Here is an 18121-nt window from a genome sequence, read left to right on the forward strand (position 1 = left end):
CCAGAGTTAACTTTTTTGGCGCGGTGAAAGATATTTGGCAGGATCAGATCGCCCAATGCAATTGAACAAAATCATTCTATTTGTAAGCGTGATGACGAATAGAGAAGAGATCGCCGACAGGTTAGCCAACCTCTCTCTCAAGAACAGCCGCAAAGAACCCATCAGTATCATTTACTGCCGGGCTTAAACGAAGCATGTCGCCCATCGTCTCGGGCATAGGTGTCGGCATTTTCTTTTGCCAAATACCGTTTACAGGTACCAGTTTAAAATCAGGGCGGGAACGAAGCAATTTTGCAACCTGATCTTCATTTTCAACAGGCAAGAGAGAACAAGTTGCATAGACCAGACGCCCACCCGGCTTAACCAGACGGGCAGCAGACGTCAGAATACTTTCCTGTAACGCGACCAGTTCCTCCAGATCTTTTTCATCCCTGCGCCATTTCGAATCAGGGGCGCGACGCCAGGAACCTGTGCCACTACAAGGCGCATCGACAAGAACGCGATCAAATTTCCCTTTATTCTTTTTAACCCAGGGATCTCGTTCACTGTCCAAGACTTTCCGCTCCGCATTGAAAACACCGGCGCGCTTCAACCTTTGTGCCGCACGGGCCAAACGCTTGTTATGGACATCAGCAGCAATAAGTTGCCCGCGATTATCCATTTCGGCTGCCAAAGCCAATGTTTTACCACCTGCTCCGGCACAGAAATCAATAACCCGTTGCCCCGGTTCCACTGCAACCATTGCCGCCAGAACCTGTGATCCAGCATCCTGTATCTCGAACTCACCACGCTCGTAGAAAGGTAAATGTGCCTTCCGTCCAGCGTCGGTAATTCGCAAACCATGAGGAAGCCAATCGAGTTTTTCGACCTTACACCCTGCCTTTTCCAATCTTGGAATCAGGTCGTCGCGATTCCCCTTGAAAGGATTAACCCTGATATCCAGTGGAGCTGGTTCTCGCAAAGCGTCAAGTTCTTCAGAAAAACGATCTCCAAAGACCTCACGTAACCCCTTTTCCGCCCAGGCAGGGCATTCAAGAGTAACGGCCTCTGGCATGGTTTCATCGGCAAGACGTTTTCCATCCATCGCGCTCAACGCGCGGGCTTCAGAATCGGTCAAACGCTTGAGGTATCCACCACCACCTTTGCAAAAATGCGTAATATCCTGAACATTCTTACCATGGGTAAGAACAAGATCCGCAAGAAGGAGTTTACGTACTTGTGGTGTTTGTCCGTTAATTTCCAGCCACCATAACAAGCGACGATAACGACGCACCACCCCCCATACCATATCGCGGATACGAGCGTGATCACGTGGGGTTAAACGCCCCTTTATGTTCGAAAAATGTGCCGCAAGTGCCCGATCAATAGGACTATCAGAATTCGTGGCTTCTTCCAAAACAGCCAAGACGTGAAACAATAGTCGTCCCATTGGCAAGTCAACGCGCTCTGCACCTCGTGCCAATCTTGCGCCACTTTTCACCGGCTCAACATCTGAGCGCTTTGTATAGAAGTTTCTCTCACCAGACGGGTTTCGCTCTTTCTCGCGATCATCTCGAGTTCTATTATGCTGTCGCTTCTTTTGATGATCGCTCTTACGTCGATGTTCCGTGTCTTTGTCATGCTTTTGCGCAAGGAATCTTTCTTTACGCGCCTGCTGTTTTTCAGAACGTACCTTACTACCAGTAGAATTTTTATCACCAGATTGATCAGACACAGTACGCTCCTAAAAGCCCAAAAGGGCTTGTTCGGTTTTGGTAAATCCGACAATGACACCTTGCGGAGTATCAAAAACCGGGCGTTTAATGAGTGTAGGGTTTTCCAGCATCAAATCACGAGCAACAGCCTCATTCACTGAGTTTTTGATACCGTCTGATAAGTTACGCCAGGTCGTGCCTCTTTTATTAAGAAGCTTTTCCCACCCTACCGCAACAATCCACTTGTCAAGGTTATCGGAAGACAGACCATCTACACGGAAATCACTATATTGGTGATCAAGACCTGCTGCAGATAATGTTTTGAGTGCCTTCCTGCATGTATCACAGTTCTTAATTCCATAAATATTGATCATCAGTCTTTCCGTTTTGAATAAATTCTGACACCTAGGTAAACTTCTGGTCGCGAAATGCAAGCGAAGTTGTCATTTCATCAAACATAGCACCTAACCGAATTTCGCAGTTCTTCTATTTTGCATGAGAATTTTTGTTGCCAAATCTGTTCCTATTGCAGCCATTAGAACAGCCTGAAGATCCTTGTCTTTATGATAAAGTTTTTCAAGGACTGATCGCTCCCAAACCAGACATTTTGTCCTTTCGCGTGTCGTAACCGTTGCGCCAGCTTTTTCCATTGTCAAAAAAGACATTTCGCCAGCAAATTGTCCGACCCCAATTTCACCAACCCGTCTATGCCTGACAGACACAAAAGCCTTTCCTTTAAACAAAAGAAACAATCTGTCCGGACATTCTCCTTCAAAGAGAAGGGTTTCCCCTTGCTCATACTCTGTCCAATGGGATGCACTAAAAAGCCGTTTGACAAACACACGTTCCATGGACGGGAATGCTATGTCTTTTAGAAACTGCTCATCATCGGATAAACATGAACGACGTTTTTCCATAATCAAAAGCGTTGAGTGAAACAGGTTCACAGCAATAAGAAGCATATTCCCGGAAAATGAAAGCCACATGGGACCATCTTCAGGCAATAATGCTGCAATTGCCATCGCAAACTTGGCCACAATAGTGAGAATTCGCAACCAAAGAATATCACTAACAACAAAAGCAGCAAACGTGAGCAAGAAACCTATCGCAACAAGAATTTCAGGGCGACTGGAAAGATTTTCCTGTACAAAAGACATGGTGCCAACTCCATTCAAATATTGCGCCTGTAAGCTGTGGCTTATCCTTTAATGAATCTTAGATATGGAATGATCAGGCCTGAATCCTTATTCAAAGCGATCTCAAAACATTGTTACAACTTGGTGTTTTTTCTTAATTCGGGTATTACCCCGCTTGAACTTTCGAAATCATTACGGCACATCAACCAGTACAAGACCAGAAGAGAACCCCATGCGAGACGCCTACCCAGACACAACGCCAGAAAAAAGAACAGAAGAATGGGATGTCATTATCATCGGCGCAGGTGCCGCGGGTCTTATGTGCGCAATTGAGGCTGGCAAACGAGGGCGGCGTGTCCTGGTCATAGACCATGCTAAAAAGCTGTGCGAAAAGATCCGCATCTCTGGTGGGGGGCGGTGTAATTTCACCAATATTCACACCACAGCCAGTGACTTTATCTCTGGGAACAAACACTTCTGCAAGTCTGCACTGGCACGTTATACGCCCTATGACTTTCTTGATTTAATGGCTAAACATGAAATCAAGTACCATGAAAAAACACTCGGGCAGTTTTTTTGTGATAACTCTGCACAGGATATTATCGACATGCTGCTCGCAGAATGCCGAGATGCAAATGTTGATATCCAAAACCCGGTATCCGTTAAGGGTGTTCGCCCCCTACCTGAAAACCCCAATGCACCTAAATTTTCGCTGGAAACCAGTAACGGTACTCTAACCTGCCAATCGCTGGTCATTGCAACGGGGGGACTTTCTATACCAAAGATCGGCGCCACAGATTTCGGTCACAAAATTGCACGACAATTCGATATTCCCGTTACACCAACCCGTCCAGCCCTTGTTCCCCTAACGCTGCACGCTGATGACAAGGCCTTCTGCAAAACACTGAGTGGTGTTTCACAAGATTGTATTACATCAGTCAAAAAACAGAGTTTCCGCGAGAATTTGCTTTTCACTCACCGTGGATTAAGCGGTCCGGCTATCTTGCAAATTTCCTCTTATCTCGAACCAGGAAAGTCACTTTCCATTGACTTATTACCCGGCCAGAACATTGAAGAAGTACTCATCGCAGATGCAAACAAAAAAAAGACACTGACCAATGTCTTAGCCCCCTTTATGAGTAAGCGCTTTGCGCAGGAATGGGTAGAAAGGTTCAGTGAAAACCGAACGCCAGCAGATATGGGCAGCAAAAAACTTCGAGCCGTGGCTGAGGCTATCCATAAGTGGGTCATTAGTCCCTCAGGGGATGAAGGGTACGCCAAGGCCGAAGTTACGCTTGGTGGCGTAAATACAAAAGATCTTTCATCCAATACCATGGAAAGTAAAACCCGACCCGGCCTCTTTTTTATCGGCGAGGTCGTTGATGTAACCGGACATCTTGGCGGCTTTAACTTCCAGTGGGCATGGGCATCTGGCCACGCAGCTGGGCAAGCTGTCTAGGTCGTTTATTAATACCCGACAGATCGTTCAACCTGCTTTGATATCTGCCCTGTTTTTCTATAGTTCGCAATATTGCCAGCAACAATATCAACAGCGGTTCCAGGGTTGGTTGGTGCTGCGACGTGCGGTAAAAGTGTGATATGTGGGTGCCGCCACAAAGGGTTGTTCGCCGGAAGAGGTTCTTGAGAAAAGACATCAAGCACTGCATGGGACAGTTGCCCACTATCCAACGCCGCAAGAACATCGCTCTCTACCTGATGTCCGCCACGACCAAAATTAATCAAGCCAGCGCCTTTGGGAAGCTGTGAAAACAAATTCTCAGACAGTATCCCCACCGTCTCTGGTGTCAGAGGCAACAAATTAACCAACATGTCCAACCCAACAAGGAATTCGCTGAGATTGTCTTGCCCAGCATAACACTCAACACCTTCAATATTTTTTTGCGACCTGCTCCATCCACGAACATTAAACCCCAATGCCCGCAGCTGTCGTGCAGATGCGACACCCATTTCCCCAAGTCCAAGAATACCTATCGTACGGTCAGATGATCGTAGCAATTCATGTTGCCACCATTCCTGACGCTGTTGTTGCAAAGCGTAGCGTGGCAGATCACGATGCAAAGCCAAAACATGTGTTGCCGTTGCTTCAGCCATAGCCGCCGATAAAGTCGGATCAATCAAACGAACAAGGGGAACATTCTCGGGCAAGGTTGGATCAACCAGTAATGCATCTACCCCCGCCCACAAACTCTGGATCCATTTTAAATTGGAAAGTGTATGCAACACCTCCCGAGGCGGGTTGGCAACAATTGCGATATCAATCTCGGCTTTGTTATTTAGCTCAGGCAAAATAACAATATCTTCTTCTGGCAAGGCAGATCTAAGCTTGCTCGACCACATGGCCTCTTCTTTGGAAGAGACAGATGTCAGCAACAGAATACTCATGACGCAAAAACCTTATCCATAGACTTAAAGCCCTTAATCTCTATTGGATTACCAGATGGATCAAAGAAAAACATTGTCCACTGTTCTCCAGCTTCATCTTCAAAACGCACCATAGGCTCCAATAAAAACTCAATCCCAGCCTGTTTAAGCTTTTCAGCTATACAAACCCAATCCTTGTGTTCAAGGATCACTCCAAGATGCGGCATGGGCACCAGATGTTCGCCAACCCTTCCCGTTGCTTGCACATCAAAAGGCGTACCAAGATGCAAAGAGATTTCATGACCAAAAAAATCATAATCCACCCAACTGTCAGATGATCGCCCCTCTTCGCAGCCAAGAACACCGCCGTAAAAAGAACGCGCTTCATCCAGATCCCGAACATTATACGCTAAATGAAAAAGGCTTCGCATCATGAACTCCCCTAATGAGCCAGAACCAAAATTATTGTTTAAATACTACCTAGCATGAGGAAGAAATAACAATTACTGTATTATTGTTTCTTTAAACAACAGGATATGTTTGTTTTGAATAGTAATTTTCTTCGAAGCCTGATCGCCTTATCACAAGAAGGGTCTATCGCCCGGGCAGCTCAATCTCAGGGCCTCACCCCCACAGCTATAAGTCAGCGAATAAAAGCCCTTGAAGAACAGATGGGATGTTGTCTGACCATAAGATCTGGCAAAACTGTTCAACTGACAGAAGCAGGACAACGCATTCTGCCCTACACAAAACAGTTACTCAGGGCTGAACAAGATTTGGTAAACAGCTTAAATCAGGATCGGATATCCGGGCGGTTAGAGCTTGGTGTCATCTCCACAGCGATGACAAGCATGATACCCGGCGCATTAAATCTTTTACAAAATGATCAACACGATCTGGATATCAAGCTACACCCCGGCACATCAAAACAACTCTACAATCAACTGCTTTCAGACGATCTGGACGCAATTATTATCAGCGCGCCGCCATTTTCCCTGCCAAAAGAATTTAAAGTCAAGACCATAACCCAGGAGCCACTTTGCCTTATCAGTGCAAAAGGATCTTTACCAGAACATACGCAACAAAAAGCCTGTACCGAACTTCCAGAACTTCCTGCTGAGTTAATCAATAGGCTACGGAAAAAACCCTTTATCCGCTATGACCACCGAGCATGGGGTGGCAAGCTGGTCACACAGTTTTTACGTGACCATAAAATGTCGGTTCATGATTTTTGTGAACTGGATGCTTTAGAAGCCATAACCGTCCTCGTAAACTCAGACCTTGGCTTCGCTCTTATTCCTGATTGGCGAGGCCCTTGGCCTGAAGATCTGAAGCTAAACAAAATCACAATCACAAATACACGCTATTATAGAAAAACAATTTTATTGCGAAAAACTTCGACAGCGAAAGAAACCGCTATTTCCTACTTTGAAAAATTACTTAATTCTCTTCAAACTAGATAGGTAGCAACGATCAAGAGACTCACACCACCAAATGCAACAGCACAGATAAAAATATAAATCGGATGCCAATAGAGTAAGAGCGGATTCTTTTCTCGTTGCCGATCCGGATTCTTGATGCGGCCTTGGAAATAGATTCCCGTTTCATAAAGCTGTAACGCCGAATCGATATTTCGGGAAATTTGAGATGCCTGATGCCGACGACGTCCATGCCGAATCAGAAGCATCACAATAACACCAAACAGAAGCCCGTTGACCAAGAGAATCGCACTGACCAATTGAACAGCCAGTTCAGCCTGATTCGTAATCCATCCAACCAGAATAAATTGAGCCGTCAGGTACCCAAGGACAAGGCGCAGATCCAGATTCGCCATAAACCTTAGCTGTTCGCCCTGTTCTTTTGCCAGTTCAGCCAGAACATGTGCTTTTACACTATCAACTTCGGACATCTAATCTCTCCCAACATCTAGGAAACAAAAGGAATACTTTCCCATTTCCATAGAGGTCTAAATTTATAATTTTGCTGGGTGTATCCGCTGTCGAATAAACGAATCCAAAAACCTGCTAAACGGCGATTTGCGGAAATAAATGGTGCCCCCGGCCTGAGTCGAACAGGCACATCCGAAGATACGAGATTTTGAGTCACGCGCGTCTACCAATTCCGCCACGGGGGCACTTGTGGGTGCGCATATTACTGATGCTTGCGCCTTTGGCAAGTTTCGATTTCATTTTTATAATTTATCTAAAATTAGGCACAAAAATAACACAGAAATCAGGGGTTTTTGCTTTTCCAGATGAATTTCAGTAAACTATGACTAGAACTTAACTATTGATTAAGGTTACTATTAGTTTAAACGGCCTCTTTCTTGGGGGGAAGAGTTTCACAAAAAATGGCCGTTCATAATTCCCCCAAAAGCTCAAATTACACCCTCGGGAGGGGTTAATATTTGAGTTCTACATTTAGGTTAGTCTGGAGCAACCGTGCGCCATGTTGGATACCAGTGTAATAGTAGATCAAACAGAAAATGAGATGCCTGACATACAGGCACGCGTAAAGTGGTTTAATGCCACTAAAGGCTTTGGATTTGTCCAGGCCGGGGAAGAATTACCCGACGCATTCCTTCATATATCCGTTTTAGAAAAAGCAGGACACCGATCTTTGCCCGAAGGGGCTGAGCTTATTTGTGACCTGACTAACGGTGATAAAGGGCTGCAGGTCAAACACATTCACAGTGTCGAATCCATGCCGGAACCACCGCCGCCCCCCGGCAGTGAAAGTGGCGAGCCAACCATCGAAGGTATTGTGAAGTTTTTCAATGCCGACAAAGGCTATGGGTTTGTTTCACCAGATGATGGCAGCAGGGATATTTTTATTTCTGCACGAATTCTGGAGCGATCAGGCATTTACCGCGTTGCCCAGAATCAACGTATCAAGATGGAAACCGAGGATAGCGACAAAGGCCCCTTAGCAACAATTGTTCAGCTCCTTGAATGAATACTGCTCATCTTGGTCAGCATCAAAGCAACTTAGGAACCACATTCCTTAAGAGTTAGAGATACGGGGTAACCCTCTTACCTCGTATCTCTGCTTGACCTTCACGCTTTAGTCCTGTTTTCTTCGCTTCCTGATTAACAAAAGGAAGCTCATCGTGTTTCGTAGCCTTTATAACTGGACCATGGGTCTCGCAGCGCACCCCCATGCGCTTTTAGCTCTCGGCTTTATCGCCTTTATTGAAAGTTCAGTTTTTCCAATTCCACCGGACATTTTGATTATTCCAATGGTCTTGGCGGCACGTGATCAAGCCTGGAAAATAGCCCTCGTTGCCACAATCGCTTCTGTTTTGGGGGGGATGTTTGGCTATGGAATTGGTGCCTTCCTGTTTGAATCTATTGGACAACCAATCATAGAGTTCTACGGAAAGACAGAGTATCTGGAAGATTTCAGAACGAGATATAACGACTGGGGCGCCTGGATCGTATTTATCGCAGGGGTAACACCTTTCCCCTACAAGGTAATTACGATTGCTTCAGGATTTTTTGAGCTTAACTTTACTGTTTTCAGTATATCTTCTCTTGGCGCTCGCGGGCTTCGGTTCTTTTTTGTCGCCGGACTTTTATGGTATTTCGGACAACCCATAAGAATATTTATTGAGAAATACCTCAATATTCTTGCCACAATCTTCTGCATACTACTGATCGGCGGCTTCGTTGCCTTGAAGTATCTTCTCTAAAAACTACAGGTCAGCAAAAATGGCTGCACTTATCGAGATTGTTAAAGATATCAAAACAGGATCAATGGCACTCATCGCCATTGCATCCAGTGTAGCCGTTCTGGGGGCCGCCCTCGCATTCCAATATATTGGTGGCCTTTATCCCTGCGTTCTCTGTATGTATCAACGCTGGGCCTATGTTGTCGCGACAGGTTTCGCCCTGTTGGCCTGGATTCTAAGGAAGCATCCAAGCTTCGCCCGATTGACACTTGGCGCAAGCAGTTTGTCATTTCTTGCTGGCGCTGGCATTGCTGGCTTTCACGTTGGTGTAGAAAAGCAGTGGTGGGAAGGCACCAGTGAGTGTCAGGGCGATGCTCTTGATTTATCTGCATCTATAGAAGACCTGACAAGCCAGCTTATGGACCAGCCAATTGTGCGTTGTGATGTTGTGCCTTGGGAACTCTTTGGCATATCAATGGCAGGCTACAATATCATCATATCCCTCGCCCTTGCTTTGTTGTGTCTATGGACAATCAAGGACTCAAAACACGCTTGATGAACACGTCCTGAGCTTCACCCCCGAAGTCGAACACGCCAGTCAATCAAGGCATAGAGAGCCGCTATCCCGCTCAAGTTCAGCATCCCAATATAGAAAATCGTGCCAGCTTTCGTGAAGATAGTTTGGTGGAAAAGCTCGACCATTTTGATTCAACTCGTGCACGGTCGGACAACGAGGCCAGGATTTTAGCATCATCCGCGCTTCTGACGGTGATCGGCCACCCTTTGACAGGTTACAGGACTGACAGGCGGTAATAATATTTTCCCATGATGTACCGCCCCCTTGGCACCGGGGAATAACATGATCGAAAGTCAGATATTCCGATGCCTCCTGCACACCACAATACTGGCAGGTAAAAGCATCTCGTAAAAATACATTAAAACGGGTAAATGCCGGACGACGATCCATTTCTACATAACTTCTAAGGGCAACAACACTCGGAATACGCATCTGGAAAGATGGCGAATGGACCTCGCTTTCATATTCAGAAACAATCTGAACCCGATCAAGGAACACAGCTTTGATGGCATCTTGCCAGGACAAGAGAGAAAGAGGGAAGTAACTGAGTGGACGAAAGTCCGCGTTTAGGACCAACGCCGGATTAGCTGAAAAGGAAACCACGTTTTTCCTCCGTGGGATCTCAAAACACCAGGGCGAATAATACCAAAGCACCAAAACTGAACGATACTGAAGTATCTATTTAAAAGTAATGCTCTTTTCCCCAACATACAACATTTTGTGTCACAGTAACAAAAGAAACACAAAATTCAGATTCAACTGTCATAATTCAATCCAGCAAACCACAATAAAGTTCATACAAAAAAGGTCCTTTTTCAGCACGAAAAAGGACCCTTACTCAACACCGCAAAATGCGTATTTCTCTTAGCCTATTCATCTTTAACGGCATAACCAAGCAGCTCAGTTACAAAACCAACCCCCATACGAATGCCATTTTCATCAATACCATGCCCAAGTTCGGAAATCATTTCCTGATACACGGTAATGTCATGTTCCGTCATTGCTTCTACTGCAGCAGGAAGTGCTTCCGGAGGAACAACTTCATCCTGATCACCGTGGATCGCAAGTACTGGACATTTGCTTGATAGCTCGTCCTTGAGTAAATCCGGGGCAACCAGCATACCGGAAAAACACATCATGCCAGCAAGGGGGGATTTCTGTCGAAAACCGAGATGATAGGCCATCATGGCACCTTGAGAAAACCCCATTAGGAAAACACGCTCAGGCGGCAGATTATAATGCGCCATTTCCTGCTCAATAAAGGCCTGCACAATAGGTGCTGCCTTTTGAATTCCGTCAAGGATAAGATCCCGATCCCTGCTCATCAAACTGAACCATTGTCGGCCCATAGGCGCCATGTCACAAGGTTGATGAGCATCAGGAGAAACAATTGCAGCATGCGGCAGGGCATTCGCAAAATAGGGGGCAAGACCAATTAAATCCTGCCCATCTGCACCAAGACCATGCAGCATGATGATTAGTTCTTTTGCTGGCCCACCCGAGCTCGGCTCGTGACGAGGTCCAGTTAATGTTACCTCTGACATTTACATGCCCCCCATGAATAACTACCTACTTTTACACGATTTTTTTCCGCAGGTCATCAATTTTAGCCAAATGGTTAACAAATTCTCAATAACGGAGCCATCAGAAGAAGTAAAAAATTGCCAAAATCAGGCAATTCCTGCATGGCGATAATAGTGCCATAAAAACCGGGCACCAGTACTGCGGTAGGGACGCCAGCTTTCGGAAAGCTCGTACATTTCGTGAGGCGTTGGGCGTGCTTCCAAACCCTTGAGATGCTTCATGGACTCTTGCAAAGCAAGATCAGCTGCGGGCATGACATCTGGGCGTTTCAATGCAAACAAAAGGTATACTTCGCAGGTCCAGCGTCCAATGCCTTTGGCCTGTATCAAGTGATCAATAACGTCCTCATCCGGCATGTCAGGTAAACGCTCCAACTGTAAACGGCCCGCCAGGACATCTTCGGCCAGCGCGCGCGTGTAGCGTTGTTTCGGGCGGCTCAACCCCGCCGCCTTCATACCATCATCATCCAAGGCCAAAATATTTTCCGGCGTAATTTCCCCGACCTGTCCTAATAATCGCCCCAAGATAGCTTTTGCTGATTGTACGGAAACCTGTTGGGAAATAATCATTCCGACTAAACCATCAAATCCGGCATCCTGCGATCGTGTTGGCGGCAAACCACATTCAAGATATGCTTTGGCGATGTCTGCATCTTGTCTGGAAAGAGTTTCCAGAGGAACACGTAAAGCTTCATCAGGCATTATTTTATCACTCACGGCTGGACTTTTTCCCTCTTCTCGTTGCACATTCCATTTGATGACAACCCATTCGATAACAACATTGCCTCAACAAATCTTTCGCTTTGCGCCTTCGCCCAGCGGATATCTCCATCTTGGACATGCTTATTCCGCTCTCTATAGTTGGACCCAAGCACAAAAAAACGATGCTCAATTTATTTTGAGAATTGAAGATATAGACACCACGCGATGCCGCAAGGAATTCGCAGAGGCTATTTACGAAGATCTTTCCTGGCTTGGCCTAAAATGGCCTGATCTCCCGCGTGTTCAGTCTGAACATATGGATGATTATCAACAAGCTCTCACAAAGCTAAAAGATCACAATCTCCTTTATCCGTGTTTTTGCACGCGCAAAGAAATTCAGAATGAAGTACAACAATCCGGACGCGCCCCACACGGGCCAGATGGATTAATATATCCGGGCACCTGTAGAAACCTGTCTTTGTCACAAAGAGAAAGACGCATCGCGCAAGGAGACGGCTATGCGTTACGCCTGAACATGGCTCGGGCCTGCCCTTTAGCAGGAGAGCTATATTGGCTGGATCAGAGGAAAGGCAAGATCAAGGCAACACCTGAAATTTTTGGCGACATTGTCCTTGCTAGAAAAGACATTCACACCAGTTATCATCTATCTGTTACTGTTGATGACGCGCTTCAAAATATATCCTGTATAACCCGAGGCACAGACCTCTTTGAAGCCACACATATTCACAGACTTTTACAAGCCTTGTTAAAATTACCTGTGCCGACATGGCATCATCACGACCTGATCCATGATGACAAAGGCAACCGGCTCGCCAAACGACATAACGCCCTCGCCATCAGAGAACTCAGAGAACAGGGAAAAAATCCTGACGACATCAAAAAGATGGTTGGGTTGGCAAATGAGGGATAAAAACCCTTAATCTAAAAATCAGCTTAATTGCGGCCAGATAAAAGCCCACGCGCAATGACCTGTGCCTGTATTTCCGCCGCACCTTCGAAGATATTCAAGATACGCGCATCACATAGTACCCGGCTGATTTTGTATTCTTCGGCGTAGCCATTACCACCATGAATTTGCAGTGCGTTATCTGCATTTGACCATGCAACACGAGCCCCAAGTAGCTTAGCCATGCCAGCTTCGATATCACAGCGACGATCCGAATCCTTCTCTCGCGCGGAAGCGTAGGTCAATTGACGCGCAATCATGGTTTCAACTGTCATCCAAACCAGCTTCCCGTAAACTCTGGGAAAATTGTACAATGACTTACCAAACTGGATACGGTCGTGTGCGTATTGCATCCCAAGTTCCAGGGCACACTGAGCAACCCCAACCGCCCTTGCAGCTGTCTGAATTCTTGCAGATTCAAAAGTTGCCATTAGCTGTTTAAATCCTTGCCCCTCTTCCGCCCCAAGCAGGTTTTCTTTTTTGACTTCAAAACCGTCAAAACCAAGTTCGTATTCCTTCATACCGCGATAGCCGAGTACCTTGATTTCTCCGCCAGTCATGCCCTCAGCCGGGAAATCTTCGACATCATTTCCTCTGGGCTTTTCCGCAATAAACATGGAAAGACCTTTATAACCGGGCTCATCCGGGTTGGTTCGTGCCAACAAGGTCATCACATCGCTTCGAGATGCATGTGTAATCCAGGTCTTGTTACCTGTTATTTTGTAGCAATCTCCAGACAACACTGCCCGTGTTTTTAAAGAGCCCAAATCTGACCCGGTATTAGGTTCGGTAAAGACAGCCGTTGGTAAAATTTCACCTGAGGAAATCAGCGGGAGCCACTTTTGTTTTTGCTCTTCAGTCCCCCCCAAACGAATGAGTTCTGCGGCAATTTCCGACCGTGTTCCCAAAGATCCCAACCCGATATAGCCACGGGACAGTTCTTCGGTCACGACACACATCGCCGTCTTTCCCATTCCTAAGCCACCATATTCTTCAGGAACTGTAAGGCCAAAAATGCCTAACTCCGCCAGTTGCTCGACAACTTCTATTGGAATGAGCTCATCCTTTAAATGCCATTCATGCGCGGCATCACTGTAATCATCGGCAACTTTTCCGAACTGATCCCTGACCATCTCCAGTATTTCATCGCCAAGCCCCAAAGTCCCGAAATCCTTGCTCTCAAGACTGTTCACCAACAGATCAGCCAAGGCTTTTCTGTTCTCTTTTGTATTCCCATCAGCAATCAACGCACGAACATCGTTCGTATGAAAATTTAACAATTGAGTTTCTTCTAGTCCCAAATCCTGAGGACGCAGGATTTCAACCTGGCTAATTGCAATCCCACCAGATAGCTGAGACAGATATTCGCCAAAGGCTATTTTGAGGATAAGCTGCTCGAGTTCGCGAAACTCAGTTTCATTATCCAACCGCTGCGCCCAAAGCAGCATATTCTCCAATGCAGATACATAAGTCGCCATCCAGGCATAGCCATGAGCTGCAAACTGGTTCTCTTCGATTAAGCTTGCTGATATACGATCACCATCAGTCGTTTGCTCCACCAGATAATCGTGCGCTTTTTCCTGTAAGGATTTGGCCAAAGTAATTGCTTTTTCACAACGAGAAAAAAGCACATGATTTTCAGACATTTTTCTGCCTCTAAAGAATTAACCGGATATAGATCTTCTAAATAGCTAGCCCGCCATTAATCAGAGGGAAAATAGCTAAATAGAAGTCTGTCAAAACAAGACATAGCAACGAAAAAGGCCGATAAGCGCAACGCCTCTATCACAAAGAGCGACAGAGATATGCATCCGTATTTGCATAACCATCACACTTATCGGCAGCAGGAAACTTTAAGCGTCAATCACATCTTCCAGTGTACGTAACCCTGGTCGTGTTGACTGAACCAACACAGCCATATTTCCAGGCTTGTGTTCGTTATTCATCATCTTGGTATGCGCCCGCGGGATATCATCCCATGAAAAGACTTCTGACATACAAGGGTCCAGGCGCTGTTCAATAACCAGTTGATTTGCCTGCGAGGCCTGTTTCAGGTTTGCAAAATGGCTTCCCTGAATTCGCTTTTGACGCATCCAGACAAAGCGCGCATCAAACGTCAGGTTAAAGCCCGTCGTTCCCGCACAGAAAACGACCATGCCGCCACGTTTCACAATATTACAGCTAACCGGGAAGGTTTGTTCACCTGGATGCTCAAAGACAAAATCAACATCATTCCCCTTGCCCGTAATATCCCAGATTGCCTTCCCGAACTTGCGAACTTCTTTCATATATTCTTTGTAACCTTCGACATCATTCACCTCGGGCAGACGCCCCCAGCAATCGAAATCTCGACGGTTCAAAACGCCCTTGGCACCAAGAGACATCACAAAGTCACGTTTGGTTTCATCAGAAATAACACCGATGGCATTTGCACCAGCTGTGGCAATTAGCTGAATAGCCATCGACCCCAAACCACCGGAAGCCCCCCAAACCAATACATTATGGCCCGGTCTCAAGATATGGGGGCGATGCCCAAACAGCATGCGATAGGCCGTAGCCAGAGTCAGAGTGTAACAAGCGGACTCTTCCCATGTCAGGTGACGAGGACGATGCATAAGCTGTTGGGACTGGACCCGTGTAAACTGTGCAAAAGATCCATCTGGTGTTTCGTAACCCCAAATACGTTGGGAGGTAGAAAACATGGGGTCACCCCCATTACACTCTTCATCGTCCCCGTCATCCTGATTACAATGAACAATGACTTCATCGCCGACTTTCCAGCGGGTCACCTTTGACCCCACGGCCCAGACAATCCCGGACGCATCAGATCCCGCAATATGGTAGGGTTCCTTGTGTACATCAAAAACTGAAATTGGCTTACCAAGACCCGCCCAAACACCGTTGTAATTCACACCAGCGGCCATCACGAGAACAAGAACTTCGTTATTCTCTAACTTTGGAATATCGACGACTTCAACCTGCATCGCCTGTTCAGGGTTCCCTTGACGCTCCCGGCGAATAGTCCAGGCATACATCTGCTTGGGCACATGCCCCATCGGGGGAATTTCCCCAACTTCATAAAGATCTTTTTTTTCCTGATGTGCCGTAATGTCCACGACTTTTGCTGTTTCACTCATCTTAGCCTTATCCCCATTCATGCCACCTTGCTGGTGGTCTTTAATGTCGCCCGGAATGGCAAAAAATTTCACTCTCGTTAGAAATCAGTTTAGCTCGAGTTGATTTTTTTGCAATGCACAATTATTATATTTTTACTAAACACTGGATAATATAGTAATTTTATGTCCATATCTTAATAAAATAACGACAAAAACGAAATATTTAGGGAAATTTCGAATGCCAGAGGCCTCAAAAAAAACAATTAATGACGCACATGCAGCAAAGCCTGCTGATCGCCCTTGGTTATTCAGAACCTATGCGGGGCATTCCACCGCCCAAACATCCAATAAACTATACAAAACGAATCTGGAAAAGGGGCAAACTGGTTTGTCTGTAGCCTTTGATCTTCCAACTCAAACAGGTTACGACTCGGATCATGTATTGGCACAAGGCGAAGTAGGTAAGGTGGGCGTTCCGATCTCTCATCTGGGGGATATGGAAACACTGTTTCACGAAATTCCGCTGGATCAGATGAATACATCCATGACTATCAATGCGACTGCACCGTGGTTATTGGCACTCTACATTGCCTGTGCAGAAAAACAGGGCGTGGATCGCAGCAAACTTTCAGGTACAACACAGAACGATCTGATCAAAGAATATCTGTCTCGCGGCACTTATATTTTCCCACCACAGCAATCCATGCGCCTTATTACTGATGTGATTTCCTTTACCTACAATGAAGTTCCCAAGTGGAACCCCATGAATGTCTGCTCCTACCACCTTCAGGAAGCAGGCGCGACACCCGTACAGGAACTTGCTTACGCATTGGCAACTGCCATATCCGTGCTTGATGCTGTCAAAGCTTCCGGACAAGTACCGGATCATGATTTTTCAAGAGTCGTTGGCAGGATTTCATTTTTCGTAAACGCCGGAGTGCGCTTTGTAACCGAGCTTTGCAAAATGCGGGCCTTCACAAGACTCTGGGATGAAATCTGCCAGGAACGATACGGCGTGACGGAAGAAAAATATCGACGTTTCAGATATGGCGTTCAGGTTAATTCCCTTGGCCTCACGGAACAACAACCTGAAAATAACGTCTATCGTATCCTGCTCGAAATGTTAGCCGTTGTTCTTTCCAAAGATGCCAGAGCCCGCGCGGTCCAGCTTCCGGCCTGGAACGAAGCTATGGGACTCCCACGCCCTTGGGATCAACAATGGTCTCTCAGATTACAACAAATTGTGGCCTTTGAATCCGACCTCCTTGAATATGGTGATATCTTCAACGGCTCGACAGAAATTGAGAATAAAGTTCAAACGCTCATGGACGAAGCAAAAGAAGAGCTTGCCCGCATAGAAGAAATGGGGGGCGCAGTCGCTGCGGTTGAAAGCTCTTACATGAAAGGTAAACTGGTTGAATCAGCTGCACAAAGATTCAGGGATATCGAAAGCGGCGATCTCACGGTAATCGGGGTCAACAAGCATACAGAAACAGAGCCCTCTCCCCTTACCACGGGCGAAGATAGCGGCTTCCTAAAAACTGATGATGCAGCAGAAGCGCAACAAGTTGAAAAATTAAACCTCTGGCGTCAGAACAGAAATGCTGATGACGTTGAACAAGCACTTTCTCAACTTCGAACTGCGGCCTTGGAAAACAACAATATCATGGAAAGCTCCATCGCCTGTGCGCACGCCGGGATCACAACAGGCGAATGGGCGCAAACTCTTCGGGAGATCTTTGGTGAGTTCCGCGCCCCAACAGGTGTTGGCCAAAGCATGTCAAACGAGAATGACAGACATAGCATTGCAAAAATACGCGCAGATCTGGATCAACTGACCAAAAATCTGGGGCGTCGCCCCAAAATGCTTGTTGGTAAACCGGGACTCGACGGCCATTCAAACGGTGCAGAGCAAATCGCAGTGCGTGCAAAAGAAGCTGGATACGAAGTCGTCTACGAAGGCATTCGGCTAACACCTGCACAAATTGTAAATGCCGCACTGGAAGAAGGTGTTCACATCATAGGTCTCTCTATTCTTTCCGGGTCCCACATTCCCTTGGTCAAAGAGATCATCCTGAAAATGGAAAAGGTCGGAATTACCGACATCCCAGTAGTTGTTGGCGGCATTATTCCAAAAGAAGACGCCGAACAACTGTTGGAATTGGGTGTATCCGCTGTCTATACGCCAAAGGATTTTGATCTTGGCTCAATCCTAAATGATATAACGAGCATTTTGTCCGCTCCCTATAAAACGACTGCAGAGTAACTTTCTGTATCTGTTTTATTAGACAAAA

At 46.3% G+C, this 18121-nt stretch carries 18 protein-coding genes and 1 tRNA gene; 7 read left to right on the plus strand and 12 right to left on the minus strand.

The genetic code is table 11. From position 1 onward, the window contains the following. Positions 1-121: 121 nt before the first annotated feature. The 3 genes from D9A03_RS13730 to D9A03_RS13740 form a co-directional block, all read right to left on the minus strand. Complete coding sequence (locus D9A03_RS13730) at positions 122-1714, minus strand: RsmB/NOP family class I SAM-dependent RNA methyltransferase (protein WP_120497795.1); 1593 nt, start codon at positions 1712-1714, stop codon at positions 122-124. A 9-nt stretch (positions 1715-1723) separates the two neighbouring features. Beyond that, positions 1724-2068 (minus strand): arsenate reductase, encoded by a 345-nt coding sequence (locus tag D9A03_RS13735; RefSeq protein ID WP_120497796.1) that lies wholly within the window; start codon positions 2066-2068, stop codon positions 1724-1726. Positions 2069-2158: 90 nt separating this feature from the next. Next, positions 2159-2851 carry a cyclic nucleotide-binding domain-containing protein gene (locus D9A03_RS13740; protein WP_120497797.1) on the minus strand — a complete coding sequence of 231 codons (693 nt, stop codon included), beginning with the start codon at positions 2849-2851 and terminating at the stop codon, positions 2159-2161. Positions 2852-3062: 211 nt separating this feature from the next. On the opposite strand from D9A03_RS13740, the gene D9A03_RS13745 reads away from it, so the two are divergent. Beyond that, entirely contained in the window at positions 3063-4289 is a 1227-nt protein-coding gene (locus D9A03_RS13745) for an NAD(P)/FAD-dependent oxidoreductase (protein ID WP_120497798.1), read from the plus strand. A gap of 8 nt (positions 4290-4297) precedes the next feature. Here the strand turns inward: D9A03_RS13745 and D9A03_RS13750 are convergent, their stop codons facing one another. Next, complete coding sequence (locus D9A03_RS13750) at positions 4298-5233, minus strand: glyoxylate/hydroxypyruvate reductase A (protein ID WP_120497799.1); 936 nt, start codon at positions 5231-5233, stop codon at positions 4298-4300. Beyond that, positions 5230-5646, minus strand: coding sequence for a VOC family protein (locus D9A03_RS13755; protein ID WP_371682963.1), 417 nt, complete (start codon positions 5644-5646; stop codon positions 5230-5232). The genes D9A03_RS13750 and D9A03_RS13755 overlap by 4 nt, the downstream gene beginning before the upstream one ends. A gap of 111 nt (positions 5647-5757) precedes the next feature. Between D9A03_RS13755 and D9A03_RS13760 the strand changes: the two genes are divergently transcribed. Further along, entirely contained in the window at positions 5758-6675 is a 918-nt protein-coding gene (locus tag D9A03_RS13760) for a LysR substrate-binding domain-containing protein (RefSeq protein ID WP_162938152.1), read from the plus strand. Here D9A03_RS13760 and D9A03_RS13765 read toward each other — a convergent pair. Then, positions 6663-7121 carry a hypothetical protein gene (locus tag D9A03_RS13765; protein WP_120497801.1) on the minus strand — a complete coding sequence of 153 codons (459 nt, stop codon included), beginning with the start codon at positions 7119-7121 and terminating at the stop codon, positions 6663-6665. The genes D9A03_RS13760 and D9A03_RS13765 overlap by 13 nt on opposite strands. A 140-nt stretch (positions 7122-7261) precedes the next feature. After that, positions 7262-7346: transfer RNA gene (locus D9A03_RS13770), tRNA-Leu, on the minus strand. A 356-nt stretch (positions 7347-7702) separates the two neighbouring features. Here D9A03_RS13770 and D9A03_RS20100 point away from each other — a divergent pair. From D9A03_RS20100 to D9A03_RS13785, 3 genes are all read left to right on the plus strand, one after another. Continuing rightward, the gene (locus D9A03_RS20100) at positions 7703-8167 is read left to right on the plus strand and encodes a cold-shock protein (protein ID WP_120497954.1); all 465 of its coding nucleotides are present in this window, start codon (positions 7703-7705) and stop codon (positions 8165-8167) included. Between the two features lie 154 nt (positions 8168-8321). Next, on the plus strand, positions 8322-8903 hold the full coding sequence (locus D9A03_RS13780) for a YqaA family protein (RefSeq protein ID WP_085900987.1): 582 nt from the start codon (positions 8322-8324) through the stop codon (positions 8901-8903). Between the two features lie 19 nt (positions 8904-8922). After that, positions 8923-9438, plus strand: coding sequence for a disulfide bond formation protein B (locus tag D9A03_RS13785; protein ID WP_120497802.1), 516 nt, complete (start codon positions 8923-8925; stop codon positions 9436-9438). 42 nt (positions 9439-9480) lie between these two features. Here D9A03_RS13785 and D9A03_RS13790 read toward each other — a convergent pair whose 3' ends face one another. The 3 genes from D9A03_RS13790 to D9A03_RS13800 all read right to left on the minus strand — a co-directional run bounded on the left by D9A03_RS13790 (position 9481) and on the right by D9A03_RS13800 (position 11759). Continuing rightward, positions 9481-10062: an HNH endonuclease gene (locus D9A03_RS13790; protein ID WP_120497803.1), complete on the minus strand. Its 582-nt coding sequence runs from the start codon at positions 10060-10062 to the stop codon at positions 9481-9483. Between the two features lie 266 nt (positions 10063-10328). Beyond that, positions 10329-11003, minus strand: coding sequence for an alpha/beta hydrolase (locus tag D9A03_RS13795; RefSeq protein ID WP_120497804.1), 675 nt, complete (start codon positions 11001-11003; stop codon positions 10329-10331). 126 nt (positions 11004-11129) lie between these two features. Continuing rightward, positions 11130-11759: a DNA-3-methyladenine glycosylase gene (locus tag D9A03_RS13800; protein WP_162938153.1), complete on the minus strand. Its 630-nt coding sequence runs from the start codon at positions 11757-11759 to the stop codon at positions 11130-11132. A 40-nt stretch (positions 11760-11799) separates the two neighbouring features. Between D9A03_RS13800 and gluQRS the strand changes: the two genes are divergently transcribed. Then, positions 11800-12675 (plus strand): tRNA glutamyl-Q(34) synthetase GluQRS, encoded by an 876-nt coding sequence (gene gluQRS, locus D9A03_RS13805; protein WP_120497806.1) that lies wholly within the window; start codon positions 11800-11802, stop codon positions 12673-12675. A gap of 23 nt (positions 12676-12698) precedes the next feature. Here the strand turns inward: gluQRS and D9A03_RS13810 are convergent, their stop codons facing one another. Both D9A03_RS13810 and ccrA read right to left on the minus strand, forming a co-directional pair. Then, positions 12699-14357: an acyl-CoA dehydrogenase family protein gene (locus D9A03_RS13810; protein WP_120497807.1), complete on the minus strand. Its 1659-nt coding sequence runs from the start codon at positions 14355-14357 to the stop codon at positions 12699-12701. Positions 14358-14564: 207 nt separating this feature from the next. Next, entirely contained in the window at positions 14565-15848 is a 1284-nt protein-coding gene (gene ccrA / locus D9A03_RS13815) for a crotonyl-CoA carboxylase/reductase (RefSeq protein ID WP_120497955.1), read from the minus strand. 217 nt (positions 15849-16065) lie between these two features. Between ccrA and D9A03_RS13820 the strand changes: the two genes are divergently transcribed. Further along, complete coding sequence (locus D9A03_RS13820) at positions 16066-18093, plus strand: protein meaA (RefSeq protein WP_120497808.1); 2028 nt, start codon at positions 16066-16068, stop codon at positions 18091-18093. Positions 18094-18121 lie beyond the last annotated feature (28 nt).

The sequence above is a fragment of the Kiloniella sp. EL199 genome, assembly GCF_900313065.1.
Lineage (GTDB): Bacteria > Pseudomonadota > Alphaproteobacteria > Kiloniellales > Kiloniellaceae > Kiloniella.